This window comes from Streptomyces davaonensis JCM 4913 (genome assembly GCF_000349325.1).
Taxonomy (GTDB): Bacteria; Actinomycetota; Actinomycetes; order Streptomycetales; family Streptomycetaceae; genus Streptomyces; species Streptomyces davaonensis.
The window spans coordinates 2,800,071-2,816,366 of sequence record NC_020504.1; the positions used below are offsets into that span (position 1 = coordinate 2,800,071).

A 16,296-nucleotide genomic window follows, 5' to 3' on the forward strand; every position below is an offset into this window, starting at 1 on the left:
GGTCAGTCTCCCTCGGTCAACAGGGCTTCGGACGACGCCAGCGCGTCGTCGAGACGGCTCAGCAGGTCGTCGTCGTCGAGATCTGCGGGATCTTCCAGGTCCGCGGCCGGCTCCTGGGCGGCTGCCGTCGCCGCGGGTTCGGCCTGGTCCTGCGGTTCGGTGAGCACCTCGTCGAGGACGAAGCGGGCGAAGGACGTGACATTGGGGCACTCGAACATGACGGTGCCGGGCAGTTCCAGGCCCAGCTCGCGTTCGGCGCGCTGCTTGAGGTCCTGGGAGAGCACCGAGTCCATACCGAGGTCGAAGAAGCCCTGGTCGGGCGAGACATCGGCCTCTTCACCGAGGACCTGCGCGACAAGCCTGAGCAGCAGGTCGACCAGCCGCTCCGCCCGCCGGTCGGGCGGCAGCGCGAGCAGCTCGGTGGCGAGATCACCGGCGGGCTCCGGCGCGGTCTCGGCCGCGGGCTGCGGCTCGGACTGCGGGCGGGGTTCCACCGCGTAGGGAGTGTCCACCCAATAGGGCTTGCGCTGCCAGGGGTAGGCGGGCAGGGTCACGGGCCGGTGCGGGCCGGGGACCAGTCGGTCCCAGTCGACGTCCGCCCCGTGGGCGTGCAGGCCGGCCGCCAGTTCCAGCAGGTCGACCGGGCCGAGGTAGGCCTTCTCGACGCCGCTGGGCTGGCGCTTGCGCGGCGCGGTGAGCTGGACCGGGATGGTCTCGCCGGGTTCCACCGCCGCGTCCAGGGCGGCGCCGAGCATGCGGATGGCGCGGCTGCCGGTGCCGATGTCCAGCAGGACGTCGATGCCGGACATGATGACCTCGTTGGCCAGACCCGACCAGCCGTTCGCGGCGGAGTGACGGGCCACCCTCGCCCCGTCGGGCTGCGCGGGCACGGGCACTCCGGCCGCCAGCAGCCGTACGGCGTTCAGGAGGGTGAGGTCGCCCGCGACGACGGCGGCGGCGTACTCGCCGATGTCCCAGCCGACGACCGCGTCGGGCTCGACACCGAACGCCTTCCACAGCGCGGTCGTGGCGAGTTGACCGGCGAAGACCTCGCCCGCGTGTTCCACGCTGCCCGGGAGTGCCGGGCCGTCGCTCTCGCCGAGTTCGGCGCGCAGCGCCTCGCGGGCCTCGGCCAGGGCCGCGCGGTAGAGCTCCGCGGCCTCGGGGTCGCCGGCCAGCGCTTCCTCGTAGCCCGACATGTCGGCGGGGGTGCGGCCGAAGACGAAGAGCACGGCCGCCTCGTCGCGGGCCTGCACCGGGCGGGCCCGGTCCAGTGCGGCGAGGAGTTCCTCGCGCGTACGTCCTACGGCGGTGACCCGGTGCGCGAGATGGGACCGGCGGGCGCCCGACGTCCAGCACAGATCGGCGAGTTCAGCGTCCGGGGTGGCTGCCACCCGCTCGCGCATGAGGGCCACGGCCGCGGTCAGGGCGTCCGGCGTCGCGGCCGACACGGTCAGCACACAGGGCCGTGCGGGCCCGGTCGCGGCCGGGGTCGCCGGCTGCTCGGGGGCCTCCTGGACCAGGACGTGGGCGTTGGTGCCGGTGAAGCCGAAGGCGCTGATGCCCGCGATCCGGGGCCGTTCGCCGCGCGGCCACGGCACGGGTTCGCCGGCCACGGCCAACGGCAGCTTCTGCCAGTCCAGTTGGCTGGTCGGCTCGGACAGGTGGAGCTGGGCGGGGATCCGCTCCCGGCCGAGCGCCAGCACCGTCTTGATCAGTCCGGTGACTCCGGCGGCGGCCTCCAGATGGCCGACGTTGGTCTTCACCGAGCCCACCACGAGCGGCCGGTCACCGGGGCGTCCGGCGCCCAACGCGCCTGCCAGAGCCCGCAGTTCGACGGCATCGCCGAGCCGGGTGCCGGTGCCGTGCGCCTCGACGTACGACACCTCGTGCGGTTCGATCCCGGCCTGGTCGAGGGCGGAGAGGATGACCTCCTCCTGGGCGGTGCCGCTGGGGACGGTGAACCCGCCGCTGGCCCCGTCCTGATTGACCGCGCTGCCGCGGATGATCGCGTACACCCGGTCACCGTCGCGCAGCGCGGTCGAGAGTTTCTTGAGGATGACCACACCGGCGCCCTCGCCCCGGCCGTAGCCGTCGGCGGAGTCGTCGAAGGTCTTGCACCGTCCGTCGGGCGCGAGCGCCCCGGCCGCCCCCATGGAGAGGAAGACCGTCGGGGTGGCCATCACGTTCACGCCGCCGGCCAGCGCCAGCTTGCTCTCCCCCGCGCGCAGGCTCTGGCAGGCCAGGTGCACGGCGGTGAGGGAGGAGGAGCAGGCGGTGTCCACGGCGAGGCTCGGACCGCGCAGTCCCAGGAAGTACGAGATGCGTCCGGAGGTCGCGCTGAAGGAGTTGCCGGTGCCGTAGTACAGGTCCACATCGGACTGACTGCGCGTCACCAGCTGCTGGTAGTCGGTGGTGTTGAGCCCGACGAACACCCCGGTACGGCTGCCGCTCATCCGGTCGGCCCGCACCCCGGCGTCCTCCAGCGCCTCCCAGGCCACCTCCAGGAACAGCCGCTGCTGCGGGTCCATGGTGCGGGCCTCGCGGGGCGAGATCCGGAAGAAGGAGTTGTCGAACCCGTCGATCTCACCGAGGAACGAGCCTCGGGTAGGCACTCCGTCGAGGGCGGCGGCGTTCCACCGCTCGGCGGGCACGGACCCACTGGCGTCGACGCGCTCGTCGAGCAGCCGCCAGAAGTCCGACGGCCCGGAAACCCCGCCGGGCAGCCGGCATCCGATGCCGATGACGGCGATGGGTTCGACGGCGTCGTCGGATTCGGGGGCAGGAACAGCGGGCTCCGACGAGGCGATGGGGGCCACAGGGACTTCCGGCACGTCTTCAACGACCGGTTCGGCAGCGCCGCCAAGGGGCGCGGGGAACTGCGCGACCGGCCCAGACGGCGCGGCAGGGACAGGATCACCCGTCGTGGCACTCTCCTCAGAGCCCTCCGGCGTCAACGTCATGATGTAGTCCGTAAACCCATCAATCGTCCCGTGCGCCAGCGCATCCGCCCCGTCAACAGGCACCCGCAACTTCTCCGCCACCATGCGCCCGAACTCCGCGACGGAGATCGAGTCGACACCCAGCTCGAAGAACCCGCGCGTCCGCGGCAGCCGCTTACGCGGCCCGTGCCCAAGGATCTTGATGAGCACGGAGTGAACCGTGGAAGCCACATGCTCACGGTCGTAGGAAACCGACGCGGACTCCTCAACAGGCTCCTCCGGCGCGACGGAAGCCACAACAGCCGGAGCCGGAGCCACAGTTGCCGGAGCGGAAGCCGGAGCCTCGGCCTCAGGCCGGTCGGCAGAGAGTTCCGCCACGACCTTCCCGCTCGCGTCCACAAGCCGCACCTCGGCCCGCAGCCCACTGAGATCCGACGGTCCGGAGCCCTGCTCGCCCCGCTCCACGCCGTCCAGCCAGAACCGCTCATCGGCCCAGCGATGCGGCGGCAGCGACACCGGCCGCACCGGCGCGCCGTGCGCCGTGGCCCAGTCGACCTCGACCCCCGCCTCGTGCAGCTTCGCCCGGGAGCGGGCCAGCATGGTGGGACCGTTCTGGCCCCGGACCAGTGAGGAGACGACCGGCCCGCGCCGCTCGCGATGGGCGAGCGAGGACTGGAGCGGCCGAGCCAGCACAGGATGCGCGCCGATCTCGACGAACGCCGTCTCGCCCTGGGCGAGCAACGTGTCGACGACGGGCCACAGCCGCACCGCCTCACGGATGTTGGCGCTCCAGTAGGCCGCGTCCAACGGGACGTCCTGCCCCGGCAGCGCGGTGGACAGGAACGGCACGGTCGGCGCGGACGGCGTCAAGTCGGCGAGCACCGAAGCCAGTTCGTCGGCGTACGGCTGCATCAGCGGCGAGTGGAAGGCGTAGTCGACGGGAAGCGCGACCACGTTCACACCGTCGTCGGCGAGTTCACGGACCGCGGCCTCCACGGCCTCCTTGGGTCCGGCGATGACGACGGACGCGGGCCCGTTCTCGGTGGCGACGCACACCTCGGGGTGCCGGGCCGCGAGCCGCTCGGCGACCTGGTCGGCGCCGAGCTCGACGTTGGCCATCCGGCCGGTGCCGGCGGCGGCGTGCATCAGCCGCCCGCGGTGCGTCACCAGCCGTACGGCGTCCTCCAGTTCGAGCGCTCCGGCCATGTGGGCCGCGGCGACCTCGCCCATGCTGTGGCCGATCACCGCGTCGGGGCGGACGCCCCAGGACTGCCAGAGCCGGGCGAGCGCGACCTGGACCGCGAACACCGCGGGCTGGGCCACGTCGGTGGCCTTCACCCGGGCCGGGTCGGCGTCGCGCAGGACGTCGTACAGGGACCAGCCGGCCTCGGCGCGCAGCAGTTCGTCGATGTCGTCGAGGGTGTCGCGGACCACGGGCTCGCTCTGGGCGAGGTCGAGGCCCATCTTCGGCCACTGCGAGCCCTGTCCGGAGAAGACGTGGACCAGCTTCGGCGGGTTGTCGGCGGCCCGGCTGCCCTCGGCGTCGGCGAGCGCCGCGGTGAGTTCGGCGGCGTCCTTGCCGACGACGGCGATCCGGTGCTTGAGCTGGGTGCGGCGCACGGCGGAGGCGGCGGCGAGGGGTCCGACCGGGTCGGCGAGCCGGGCGGCGTAGTCCGCGGCGAGTGCGCGCAGTCCGTCGGCGGTGGTCGCGGAGACCAGCAGGGTGTGCGGTCCGGCAACGGAGTCGGCCGCGGGCTCGGTGGCCGCGGGCTCGGGCGCGCTGCCGAGGACCACGTGCGCGTTGGTGCCGGAGAGCCCGAAAGCGCTCACTCCGGCGGTCAGTGACCGGTCCTCGCCGGGCAGCCGTACGTGCTCCACCGGGACGAGCGTGCCGGAGGACTCCCAGTCGATCATCGGCGCCGGGTAGACGTGGTGGATCTGGCCCGGGACCGTGCGGTGGCGCAGCACCAGCAGCGTCTTGAGGAGCCCGGCGATACCGGCGGCGGAGTCCATGTGCCCGAAGTGCGCCTTGTGCGAGCCGACCAGCAGCGGCGACTCGGCGGACCGGGTCCTGCCGATCACCTCGGTGAGGGCGGAGATCTCCAGCGGGTCGCCGAGCGGGGTGCCGGTGCCGTGCGCCTCGACGAACACCGGCTCCTCGGGCGTGACGGACGCCGACGCCAGCGCCGCGCGCAACAGGTCCTGCTGCGCGACGGCGTTGGGGGCGGTGAGTCCGGCGCTGCGGCCGTCCTGGTTGACGGCCGAACCGCGGATCAGCCCGTGGATGCGGTCATGGTCGCGTACCGCGTCGGCGTAGCGCTTGAGTACGACGACCCCGCAACCCTCGCCGCGGACGATGCCGTCGGCGCGGGCGTCGAAGGGGCGGCACCGTCCGGTCGGGGACAGCGCTTGCACCTTGCCCATGAAAACGGAGAGTTCGGGCGCGACGATCACATTGACGCCGCCGGCGAGGGCGGCGTCGGCCTCGCCGTTGCGCAGTGCCTGGCAGGCGAGGTGGACGGCGACGAGCGAGGAGGAGCAGGCGGTGTTGACAGTCATCGCCGGGCCGTGCAGCCCGAAGGTGTAGGCAATGCGTCCGGCGGCGAAGCTGAACTCCTTGCCGGAGGCGAAGTAAGGGTCTATGGCGCGGATCCCGGAGGTCCGCGCGTGCAGCAGCAGATAGTCGGAGCCGAGGATGCCCATGTGCACGGAGGTCCGGCTGCCCTCCCAGGCGCCGCGCGGCAGACCCGCGTCCTCCATGGCCTCGGAGCAGACCTCCAGCAGCAGCCGCTGCTGCGGGTCCATGCCCCGGGCCTCACGCGGCGAGACGCCGAAGTAGTCGGCGTCGAACCGGTCGATCTCGTCGAGGAATCCGCCCTCACGGCAGTAAGTGGTGCCGGGGTTGTGCCGGTCGGGGTGGTGGAATTCGTCGCTCCAGCGGTCGGCGGGCACCGGTGCGACGACGTCCACGCCGTCCATCAGCACCCGCCACAGCCCGTCCAGGTCGCGCACGCCGCCGGGGAAGCGGCAACCGGCCCCGACGACAGCGATGTCGTCGGGGCGGGGCTCGAACCGTCGGTTCTCAGCCATGGACCGGAATACCTCCCGTTGTGACCTGACGGCGTAGGCCGGCCAGGTGCCCCGCCAGGGACCGAATCGTCGGATACCTGACGAGGGCGCGCGGATCCACCTCGAATCCGAGCCAGTGCGCCAGAGCCGTGGTGATGACCAGGCTGTCCGCGGAATCGATGTCGAACTCGTCGAAGCAGAGGTGGACCGACACCGTCGCCGGCGGCAGCAGGGTTCGTTGGGCTATCTGCTCCACCAGCCAGTTCTCCACCGCTTCAGGGGTGATCTCCTGGGGGGTGACCCCCTGCGCAGTTCCGCTCACCGTGGCACCTCTCTCCCTCAAGTGCGGCCGAAGGCGACGGTAGGGAGACGGACTCAAGACGCCCTTGAGAGAGCAGAGGGTTGGCTGGTGTTCGCCCATCCGTCCGACGGACCCGGCACGCCCACATCAGTTCGATGCATTCCGGCCAGAGCCGGACGGAGACGTGCGGAGACGTGCGGACTCACCCCGCCCTTCCAGAACCCCTGTCGACGGCGACTTGAGCACCCCCTGTTGCGATCCCCGTCGAACAAGGTCCGCCGACCCTCCCAAGGGCCTGTCCGAGCACGGAAGGAACCCTCCCTTGACAACCGACCCCCGACTGACGCTGTTCTGCCTGGCCCACGCGGGTGGCAGCGCGCATCCCTACATCCGGCTCGCGGCCGATCTGCCCGACCACGTCACCGTCGTACCGCTGGAGCTGCCCGGTCATGGCACCCGGGTGCGCGAACCCCTGCTGCACGGTCTGACCGCGCTGACCGAGGAGGCGGTACGGCAGATCGGCGAGCGCCGGCACGAGCCGTACGCGATCTTCGGGCACAGCTTCGGCTCGCTGCTCGGCTACGAGGCCGCGCGGGTGCTGACCGCCCAGGGGACCCCGCCGCAACTGCTGTTGGTGTCCGGCCGCAACGGTCCCACCGAGCCGCTGTCGCACCGCCCCTTCCACCATCTGCCCGACGACGGCTTCGTCCAGGGGTTGCAACGGATCGGCGGGCTGCCCGAGGCGCTGCTGGCCGAGCCGGAGCTGCTGAAGTTCTATCTCCCGGCGATCCGGGCCGACTTGCGGGTCGTCGAGACCTACTCGCACGCCCGGGGTCCCCGGCTGACGGTTCCGGTGGCCGCCTTCGCCGGGCGCAAGGACGTGCTGACCGACGCCTCCTCGATGGCCGCGTGGTCCCGGATCACCACCGGCGTCTTCGATCTCACCCTGGTCTCCGGCGGCCATTTCTTCCTCCAGGAGCCGGAGTTCAGGGCCGCGCTGGGCGGGCGGCTGACCAGGTTCGCGGCCACGGTGGGCCGGATTCCGGCGGCTCGTGGCGCGGTCACCCGAGCGGTTGCCGAGTGAACCTCAACCGACAGCACCCAGCATCTCGGGCTGTACGGCTCTCCCCCCACGCTCACGTCCGAGACCAACAGGAGGCCCCAGTGGCGGCGCTGTCCCAAGAAGAGATCCGTCGCAGGATCGGCGAGTACATCGAGCAGCAGTTCCTCGGTGAGAGCGAGGTTTCGGAGCTGACGGACGACACCCCGCTGCTGGAGTGGAGCGTCCTCACCTCCATGAACACCTCCCTGCTGCTCTCGTTCATCCGCACCGAGCTGGGGGTCGTCGTGCCCCCGACCCACATCACCGGCCGGCACTTCGCAAACCTGGCGGCGATCACGGACATGGTCTACTCCCTGGCCCCGCAGCCCGCTGCCTGAACCGACCGAAGGAAGAGAGAGCATCGTGGACGCACAATTCGACGTCGCAGTCATCGGCGGCGGCCCCGCGGGTTCGACCGTGGCCTCGTACCTGGCCAAGGCCGGGCTGTCCGTGGCCGTGTTCGAGGCGGAGAACTTTCCTCGTGAGCACGTCGGCGAGTCCCTGGTCCCGGCCACCACCCCGGTGCTCCTGGAGATCGGGGCCATGGACAAGGTCGAGGCGGCCGGCTTCCCGAAGAAGTTCGGTGCCGCCTGGACCTCCGCCGAGGACCGCGACATCAACCACAACGGTTTCCGCGGCCTGAACCACGACTTCCGTGCCGCCGAGGTCCTGTTCAGCGAGCGCGACCAGGACGGCGTGGACCGCGACCACACCTTCCACGTCGACCGCAGCAAGTTCGACCACATCCTCCTCAAGCACGCCGAGGAGCTGGGCGCCAAGGTGTTCCAGGGCGTCCGGGTCGGCAAGGTCGACTTCGACGGCGAGCTGCCGGTCGTGGAGGTGAAGGTCGGCTCCTCGTCGACGCACATCCCGGTGAAGATGGTCGTCGACGCCAGTGGCCGGCAGACCCGTCTGGGCACTCAGCTGAAGACCAAGATCCCGGACCCGGTCTTCAACCAGTACGCCGTGCACACCTGGTTCGACGGTCTGGACCGCAAGGCCCTCGCCGTCAACAAGGACCAGGCCGACTACATCTTCATCCACTTCCTCCCGGTCATCGACACCTGGGTGTGGCAGATCCCGATCACCGACACGATCACCTCGATCGGTGTGGTCAGCCAGAAGAAGCGGTTCCAGGAGTACGGCGGCGACCGCGAGAAGTACTTCTGGGAGACCGTGGCCTCCCGTCCCGAGCTGCTCGACGTGCTGAAGAACTGCAAGCAGGTCAAGCCGATGAAGACGGAGGGGGACTACAGCTACGGCATGAAGCAGATCGCCGGCGACAACTACGTCCTCATCGGTGACGCCGCCCGCTTCGTGGACCCGATCTTCTCCTCCGGTGTCTCCGTCGCGCTCAACAGCGCCCGGCTCGCCGCGAAGGACATCATCGCCGCCGCCGAGGCCGGTGACTTCAAGCACGAGCGGTTCGCCGCCTACGAGAACAAGCTCCGCAAGGCGGTGGGCTACTGGCACCGCTTCATCGAGGCCTACTACCGCCTCAACATCCTCTTCACCGCCTTCGTCCAGGACGACCGCTACCGGCTGGACATCCTCAAGATGCTCCAGGGCGACGTCTACGACGACCAGGAGCCGAAGGCGCTCTCGGCGATGTGGGAGATCATCGAGGCCGTGGAGAGCGACCCGACCCACCTGTGGCACCCGTACCTGGGCCAGTTGAGGTCCCCCACCGCCGCGCCCAGCTTCTGACCCACCCGGCCCTCCCCCAGCCGGGAGAGCGCCAGAGCTGGAGCGCAAGCAGCCGGCCGCGTACCTTCTCCGGAACTTCCGGGAAGGTACGCGGCCGGCTCTGTCGTGTGCCCGCCGCGCGGGGCGTCAGGCGGCACGCGCGTGCGCGATGACGGTGAGCAGGGCCCGGGGGGTCGGGGCGTCGGCGACGATCGTGTCGGGCAGCATCAGCCCGTACTCGCGCTTGAGCCGCCCGGTGACCTGGAGCAGGGCAAGGGAGTCGTAGCCGAGCCGGTAGAAGGGCGTGTCGACGACGTCGTCGGCCTCCAGGTCGATGCCCTCGGGGACACCGGCGCTCTCGCTCAGCAGCCGGAGCAGATCGGCGAGGGTGAATCCGGCGGAGGGGAATTCGGACAGGGTCATGGATGCCTCCTGGCGAGGGATGGGGTGACTGGGGATGGACTGACTTCGGAACGAGGTCTGTACGAGATGGAGGTCAGTGCGAGAAAGAGGTCTGTGCGAGGGCCGGAGTGCTCACAGACGGCCGAGCAGCACGCCGAGCAGGCTCTGGTCCAGCGTGGTGTCGGCGGCGGTGTCCTCCGCGGCGCCGAAGCCCTCGTCGCGCAGGGCGGCGCTCACCACGTAGTCGGACTCCAGGGCGAACGTGCCGAAGCTCCACTCCGGGCCGGTGCCCGGGGAGCCGTCCGGCCGCTGGAGCCGGATGCGCGCGTCGTCCAGCGTGAAGCCGAACTCGGTGAACCGGAAGCGCAGTCCCTGGCCGATGGCCTTGCTGTACGCCTCCTTCAGCGTCCACAGGCGGACCAGGGCGCTGTTGCGGGTCTGCTCGGGGAGCGAGTCCAGCAGCGCGCGCTCGTGCGGCGTGCAGGCCTGGAACTCCACACCGGTGCCCACCATCTGGCGCTCGGCGCGCTCCACGTCCACGCCGAGCAGTCCGCGCCGGGTGACCCCGACGACCATGACCTCCTCGGTGTGGCTGAGGCTGATGTCGATCTGGTCGCAGCCGCGCAGATACGGCCGGCCGCCCGGCTTGTACGCCAGGTCCACCGCTTCGGGGCTGCTGGCCAGCACCCGGGCGGCGGTGTGCTTCAGCAGCAGCCGGGAGGCGAGGAAGCCCTCCCGTACGCGGCGGTGGGTCAGCCGTTGGAAGCGGCCCCAGTCGCGGGGGCCGAGCAGCGGGCGCAGAACCCTTTCTCCTGTGTCCTCGGGGAGCCAGTCGGTGACTCTGCCGTACGTGACGACAGTGCCGCCGGCGGACAGCGGCCGCAGGACCTCGTCCCACTCTCCCTCGGGACCCGTCACGCGCACGGGGGCCCCGGCGGCGGGAGCGCCCATCAGACAGCCGCCTTCACCAGACGGTCGCGCAGGTAGGCGACCAGGGAACCCACGGACGTCATGCTGTCGACCATGTCGGGCAGGGAGAGCTCACCGAGCTCCGGTACGGCCTGCTCCACGCGGTACTTCAGCTGCATGATGAGGACCGAGTCGAAGCCCAGGTCCTCCCGGAGCAGCGAGTCCGTGCCCACCTCGGCCACCGGGTCGTCGATGACCCGTCGCACCGCCTGGACCACCGCGGAGATCAGGTCGCCGGACGAGTTGTCGGCGTGTGTGTCGTCGGCGCGCGCACTCATGGGCCGTTTCCTTCCGGTTCAGGACTCTGCCAGGTCCGTCTCGTACAGGTCGTAGGAGCGGTGCTGCTCGTAGCGTTCGAGGACCGCGTCGAAGAGCCGCCCCTCGAGGGCCTCCTGCGGGGCCTTCGGTATGTCCAGGCCCAGCAGGGCGCCCAGCCGGTGCAGCGCCCCGGTGATCCACGCCGGGTCGGCGAGGAAGGTGCCGGGCCGGGCGTCGCGGTGTTCACGCCAGACGCCGAGGCTGGCCGCCGCGGCGCAGACCAGGGCGTAGCGGTCGGTGAGGGCGAGGGTGTCCGGGGTGGAGAGCCCGTCGCCGGGGGTGATTTTGGCGAACCGTCCGCGCAGCGTGCGGAGTTCTCCGAGGAAGGCGGTGACCAGCTCGCCCAGCTCGCCGCCGACGCCGGAACAGGCGCCCAGGATCGGGACGATGGGGTCGGAGGTCCCGGCGGGCGTCACGGCGCCGAGATCGGCGGGCGGCAGGTCTTCCCAGGGCCGCAGAAGCGTGGCCGGCGGCGCGTCGTCCACCAGCCAGGACTCCCGTGCCAGCTGCGGCAGTTGGGCGACCAGCATGGCCTGGCGGGCGGCGGTGCCCGCGTGGCCCTGGGCCAGCAGCGGCAGATCGCGCGCCATCCGCCCGAAGGCACCGTAGGGGCCCTTGGCGTCGAAGTACGCCTCGCCCAGCACGGTGGACAGATCGTGCGCGGAGTCCTGGAGGAGCTTGGGCACGGTGTAGGCGGCGGCCGCGGCGCAGGCGCTGACCCGATCGGGCAGCAGATGCAGGCCACGTGCGGCGGCCAGGGCGATGCTGTCGCTGATCAGCAGGTCCAGCAGGGCACCGGTCAGCACCTCGCGCCCGTACGTCGACTTCAGCGGGCCGTAGGGGTCCTCGCCCCGGGTCTCGACGGCGAACCGGATGGCCGTGCGCAGCACGGTGTCGGCGGCGGCGATCAGCACCGAGGGCAGCAGCGCGCGGGTGACGACCGAGCAGCGTACGGCCAGGCCCATGCCCTGGCCCGCCTCGCCCACCACGGCCTCGTCGGGCACGGGGCAGCCGCTGAACTCCAGGCCGCCGAACTCGCAGCCGTCCAGGCCGACCGTCCGGTAGCGGTGGAGGGTGCGCAGGGAACCCTCGGGCAGGATCTCGCGGTCGATCAGCAGCACTTCGTGCGTGCCGTCCTCGGTGCCGGCGATGACGGTGAGACCGCGGGCGCGGGCGTAGTTGAGCACGGCGGTCTTGGCGCCGTCCAGGCGCCGCCGGCCATCGCCCTTGACGAGCGCGAACTCGTCGCGCACGAAGTCGTTGGCGTGCGCGACGGCGGGCCGGGCGACGGCGATCCGGCCACCGCCGAGCAGCAGTGCCGCGGTCCATTCCCGCTGCGCCGCATCGCCCGCGGTCCACACGGGCGTGGCGGCGAAGTAGCAGTTGAGCCCGTATCCGAACCCGAGCGAGAGATCCCGTCGGCAGGCGGGCCGCACCACGCGGCCGAGCCCGTCGATCCGCTCCAGCCGCCCGCCGTACTCCACCGGCACGAACTCGGCGCCGAACTCATGGTCGTCCAGCAGCCGTTCGGCCCGTGCGAGCGACTCGCCCTTGAGCGCACCGGTCCCTAAGGGGGCCAGCGCACGCTCCAGTTCGTCCGTACGGATCCGGAGCCGTCCCTCGGCCGTGGTCGCACGCACAGATCGCTCCACCGGGTGTCACTCCTCGCGGTCCGCAGGGTCCGATCCGTCCCCGTGCGACCGGCTGTCGCGCCCACCCGCACGAGAACGAACCAAGGCTGCGCCGGACCACTCAAGCCCTGGTGGACCGCACCAAGTGACCGTCAAGTGGAATATGCCCAGGTCAGGTCGGAGGGGTCCGGGTCCTAGGCCGACCCCCCGCCCGGCGGCCGTAACCATGCTACCGACGCGCGGGGACCGTCGTCGGCCCGGGGCGCCCGTTCCGTGGGATCGCCGAGCACCAGGCAGTCCAGCGCCTGTCGCAGGCGGTCCCGTTCCTCGTGCGGCGCGCCCATGCAGCCGTCCAGCAGCGAGACCGCCCGATGGCCGTGCCGCCGGGCCTGCACGGCGAGCCCGTGTCCCGGCCCGACCTCGGCGCACAACAGGGCGCCCACCGTGGTCAGTTGGGCAAGGGCGGCGTCCAGCAGCACCGGACGCGAGGGTTGCAGCGCCCAGAACTCGGGGTCGACCGCGCGCTCCGGCTCCGGACGACCGCCCGCGCACCCGGACAGCAGCGGTGTATGGGGGATGGTGTACGCGGACTCCTCGAAGGCCGGCAAGGTGTCCCGGCAGGCCTCGGCCACCAGCGGGCCGTGCAGTCCCGCGGGCACCTGGACCCGCATCCAGGTCAGCCCCGCTCCCTCCAGCGCGCGCCGGGTGGCGGCGAGGCCGAACTCCGAGCCGGACACGATGGTCTGCCCCGGCCCGTTGCTCGCGGCCACCACCGTCCCGCCCCGGAGAAAGGGCGAGACCGCGGGCGGTGCCGCGGCGACGGCGAGCGCCCCACCCGCCGGCGCCCCGGCCAACGCCTCGGCCTGCACCGCGACCAGCCGCACCGCGTCCGTGAGAGGCAGCACCCCGGTCTGGACAGCGGCGACCAGCTCGCCGACACTTTGACCGAGGACCGCGCCGGGGCGCAGTCCTCGATCCCGAACCGTCTCGCTGAGCGCGTGGCAGACCGCGAACAGCAGCGGATGCACCTCGGCCACGGTGCGCAACCGCGCACCGGACGACCACAGTCGGTACAACCGTTCACCGGTTTGACCCATCAGCCCCAGGACCGTGTCCATGGCCGTGGTGAAGGCGGGCTCGTACCGGTACAGGCCATAGGCCATGGCGGGGTACTGAGCTCCCGCTCCGGGCAGGAGCAGCGCGACCGGCGGCACTTTCCGTCAGTACCGGCCCGGCGCTCGCACTCTGAAGAGCGAGAGCGGCTGGTCCAGCCGTAGTTCGGAGGAGGAGTCGAGCAACGCCCCCTGGAGCGACTGGAGTTCGTAGCTCGGATCGAGCCCGAGCTCACCGGCGAGCACATCGCGCAGCCGCTGGTAGACCTCCAGCGCCGTGGTCCGCCGCCCGGCCCGGTACAGGGCCAGCATCAACTGGAGGTGAATCCCCTCGTGCAGCGGATGCCGGGCCGCGAGCCCGAACAGCTCCCCGATGATCTCGTGATGGCGCCCGAGGAGCAGGTCCGCCTCGATACGGCGGCACAGTATGCCCATTCGGGACTCCTCCAGGCGGGTCACCTCGACGTCGAGGACCCGTCCGCACTCCACATCGGCGAGCGCGGGACCGCGCCACAGCGACAGGGCCTTGCGGAACAGGTCCGCCGCCGCCTCGTAGTCCCCCTTCTCCAGGGCCCGATGGCCGCCGCCGGAGAGCCGCTCGTACTCCCGGACGTCGACAGAACCGCCCTGGGTGTCCAGCAGATACCCGCCGGGCTGGGTCACGAGCACACTTTTCGCGCCCAGAGGCATATCAGGCGATGGGCCTCCGATGGCGGAGGTGATAAGGTTCCGAAGTTGAAGTATGTACGTCTGTAGGGTCGTTGCCACGCTGGGCGGTGGGGTCTCGCCCCAGACCTCCTCCACCAGCATCCCGACGGAGACGGGACGGTCAGGGTTGAGGGCCAGTACCGCGAGAACCTTGCGTGGCTTGACCGCGGAAGGCACCACAGACTTGCCGGTCTGCATCACTCTGCATGCGCCGAGCACTTCGATGTCCATCGGCATCCTCTCTGTTGCCTGCACTCCGCTGCTGGACTTCCGCAGCATGGGTTCCGCTCGGTGATGTGATGGTCACGTGATGGTCCGGCGAGTGCCTGGACAAGCACTCAACTCGGACTCAAGTCGGCCTGGAACACGGGTACTTGCGGATAGAGGGGCCGTATCCCGCCACTCCGCAGCAGCCCGCGCATGGCCGAGCGCTGGAGCTTGCCACTGGTCGTACGCCGTACCACGCCCTGCCGGACGAGCAGGATGACGGCGTCGGGGATCCCGAACTCCCCGTCGAGATGGGTCTGTACGGCCTCGGCGAGCGACGGCAGTTCACCGTCGAGGAGGCCGTTCTCGCGCACTTCCTGGATCACGATGAGCCGGTCACGCTCCGGCCCCGTGGTGACGGCCGCCGTGACCCCGAACTTGGGGTTCAGGCCCTGGACCGAGGTCTCGATGTCCTCCGGCGCTACATCGACCCCGTTGACAACGACGCCCTCCTTGAGCCGTCCGATCACGAACAGCTCGCCGTGATCGTCCACGGCACCCAGGTCGCCACTGCGCAAAAACGATCCGTCATGGGCGGAGGTGACCGCTCCGAAACTTTCCTCGGTCTCGGCCCGGCGCCGCCAGTAACCCGGCGCCACGCTCTCGCCCCGGATCCAGATCTCGCCCACCCGCCCCGGCTCCAGCACCTGCCGGGTCTCCGGGTCGACGATACGTAACTCCACCCCGTACGGCCGCCCCACGCCGACCAGGGTCCGACTGAGCGTGCCGCCCCGCGGTGCGGCCAGCCGGCCGGCGGCGAGCGCGATGCTGTCCACCGCACGCTCCACCGGGAGCCGCCCGGGGCTGCCGCCCGTCACCAGCAGGGTCGCCTCGGCGAGCCCGTACGCCGGATAGAAGGTCTCGGGCCGGAACCCGGCCGGGGCGAACCGCTCCGCGAAGGCGGCCATGGTGGGCTCCCGCACGGGTTCGGCGCCGTTGACGGCGACCTGCCACGAGGACAGACCGAGCCGCTCGACCTCCTCGTCCGTGGCCGCGCGGACACACATGTCGTACGCGTAGTCAGGGCCGCCGGACACCGTGACGCCGTACCGCTCGATCATCCGCAGCCAGCTCAGCGGCCGGGCGGCGAAGGTGGCGGCGGGCATCAGCACACCCCGGGCCCCGAGGTGCAGCGGATGCAGCAACTGCCCCACCAGACCCATGTCGTGGTACGGCGGCAGCCAGCCCCCGATCACCGAGTGCTCGTCCGTCCCGAGCGCCCGGGTGATGGCCTCCTGTCCGGCCAGCAGGTTCCGCTGGCTGATCAGGACGCCCTTGACCTGGGTCACCGAGCCGGACGTGTACTGGATGAGGGCGATGTCCTCGTCCGCCGCGACCGTCGGCCGCCAGTCCTCCGGGTCGGGCAGCGCGGCCCGGTCCGCCGCGAGGCACACCAGGTCACTGCCCGCGAAGAGCCGGGACAGCTCGGCCGCCACGGCGGAGTCCGCGAGCGCCAGGGACACATCGGCGTCCTTGGCGATGGCGGTCAGCCGACGGACATTGCGCCCGCCGTCCAGCGGGGACGGACAGGGCACCGCGGTCGCCCCGGCGTAGAAGCAGCCGAGCAACGCGGCGATTTGCAGCGGTCCTTCGCAGTTCGGCAGCAGCACGCGCTGTGCCGCACCGCCCTGCGACTGGAGCCAGGCCGCCAACTGCCGTGCCTGCCGGTCGAGTTCACCGTACGTCAGAGTCCGGACCGGCGATCCCGACCCCTCGTCACGGCTCGGGGTTGACTCGGCGCCGACGAAGCTGAAGGCTTCGCGGCTGGGATCCGCCGCCTCCATGCGAC

At 71.3% G+C, this 16,296-nt stretch carries 12 protein-coding genes; 3 read left to right on the plus strand and 9 right to left on the minus strand.

The window, feature by feature from the left end; genetic code table 11:
• Positions 1 to 2 precede the first annotated feature (2 nt).
• Positions 3 to 6,032, minus strand: coding sequence for a type I polyketide synthase (locus BN159_RS12095; RefSeq protein ID WP_015657260.1), 6,030 nt, complete (start codon positions 6,030 to 6,032; stop codon positions 3 to 5).
• Positions 6,025 to 6,333, minus strand: a complete 309-nt coding sequence (locus BN159_RS12100; protein WP_015657261.1) for an acyl carrier protein — start codon at positions 6,331 to 6,333, stop codon at positions 6,025 to 6,027. Before BN159_RS12100 ends, BN159_RS12095 begins: the two co-directional genes overlap by 8 nt.
• A 301-nt stretch (positions 6,334 to 6,634) precedes the next feature.
• On the opposite strand from BN159_RS12100, the gene BN159_RS12105 reads away from it, so the two are divergent.
• From BN159_RS12105 to BN159_RS12115, 3 genes are all read left to right on the plus strand, one after another.
• A complete protein-coding gene (locus BN159_RS12105; RefSeq protein ID WP_015657262.1) occupies positions 6,635 to 7,396 on the plus strand; it encodes a thioesterase II family protein in 762 nt (253 codons plus the stop codon).
• Between the two features lie 80 nt (positions 7,397 to 7,476).
• Positions 7,477 to 7,752, plus strand: coding sequence for a hypothetical protein (locus tag BN159_RS12110; RefSeq protein WP_015657263.1), 276 nt, complete (start codon positions 7,477 to 7,479; stop codon positions 7,750 to 7,752).
• A gap of 25 nt (positions 7,753 to 7,777) precedes the next feature.
• On the plus strand, positions 7,778 to 9,121 hold the full coding sequence (locus BN159_RS12115) for an NAD(P)/FAD-dependent oxidoreductase (protein ID WP_015657264.1): 1,344 nt from the start codon (positions 7,778 to 7,780) through the stop codon (positions 9,119 to 9,121).
• Between the two features lie 126 nt (positions 9,122 to 9,247).
• Here the strand turns inward: BN159_RS12115 and BN159_RS12120 are convergent, their stop codons facing one another.
• The 7 genes from BN159_RS12120 to BN159_RS12150 form a co-directional block, all read right to left on the minus strand.
• Entirely contained in the window at positions 9,248 to 9,523 is a 276-nt protein-coding gene (locus tag BN159_RS12120) for an acyl carrier protein (RefSeq protein ID WP_015657265.1), read from the minus strand.
• A gap of 111 nt (positions 9,524 to 9,634) precedes the next feature.
• Complete coding sequence (locus BN159_RS12125) at positions 9,635 to 10,453, minus strand: 4'-phosphopantetheinyl transferase family protein (RefSeq protein ID WP_015657266.1); 819 nt, start codon at positions 10,451 to 10,453, stop codon at positions 9,635 to 9,637.
• Positions 10,453 to 10,749: an acyl carrier protein gene (locus tag BN159_RS42830; protein WP_015657267.1), complete on the minus strand. Its 297-nt coding sequence runs from the start codon at positions 10,747 to 10,749 to the stop codon at positions 10,453 to 10,455. Before BN159_RS42830 ends, BN159_RS12125 begins: the two co-directional genes overlap by 1 nt.
• A gap of 18 nt (positions 10,750 to 10,767) precedes the next feature.
• On the minus strand, positions 10,768 to 12,429 hold the full coding sequence (locus tag BN159_RS12135) for an acyl-CoA dehydrogenase family protein (RefSeq protein WP_051113501.1): 1,662 nt from the start codon (positions 12,427 to 12,429) through the stop codon (positions 10,768 to 10,770).
• 185 nt (positions 12,430 to 12,614) lie between these two features.
• Positions 12,615 to 13,634, minus strand: a complete 1,020-nt coding sequence (locus BN159_RS12140) for an acyltransferase domain-containing protein (protein ID WP_051113502.1) — start codon at positions 13,632 to 13,634, stop codon at positions 12,615 to 12,617.
• A gap of 6 nt (positions 13,635 to 13,640) precedes the next feature.
• Positions 13,641 to 14,471 carry an AfsR/SARP family transcriptional regulator gene (locus BN159_RS12145; protein WP_015657270.1) on the minus strand — a complete coding sequence of 277 codons (831 nt, stop codon included), beginning with the start codon at positions 14,469 to 14,471 and terminating at the stop codon, positions 13,641 to 13,643.
• A gap of 107 nt (positions 14,472 to 14,578) precedes the next feature.
• Positions 14,579 to 16,291: a fatty acyl-AMP ligase gene (locus BN159_RS12150; protein ID WP_015657271.1), complete on the minus strand. Its 1,713-nt coding sequence runs from the start codon at positions 16,289 to 16,291 to the stop codon at positions 14,579 to 14,581.
• Positions 16,292 to 16,296: the final 5 nt, after the last annotated feature.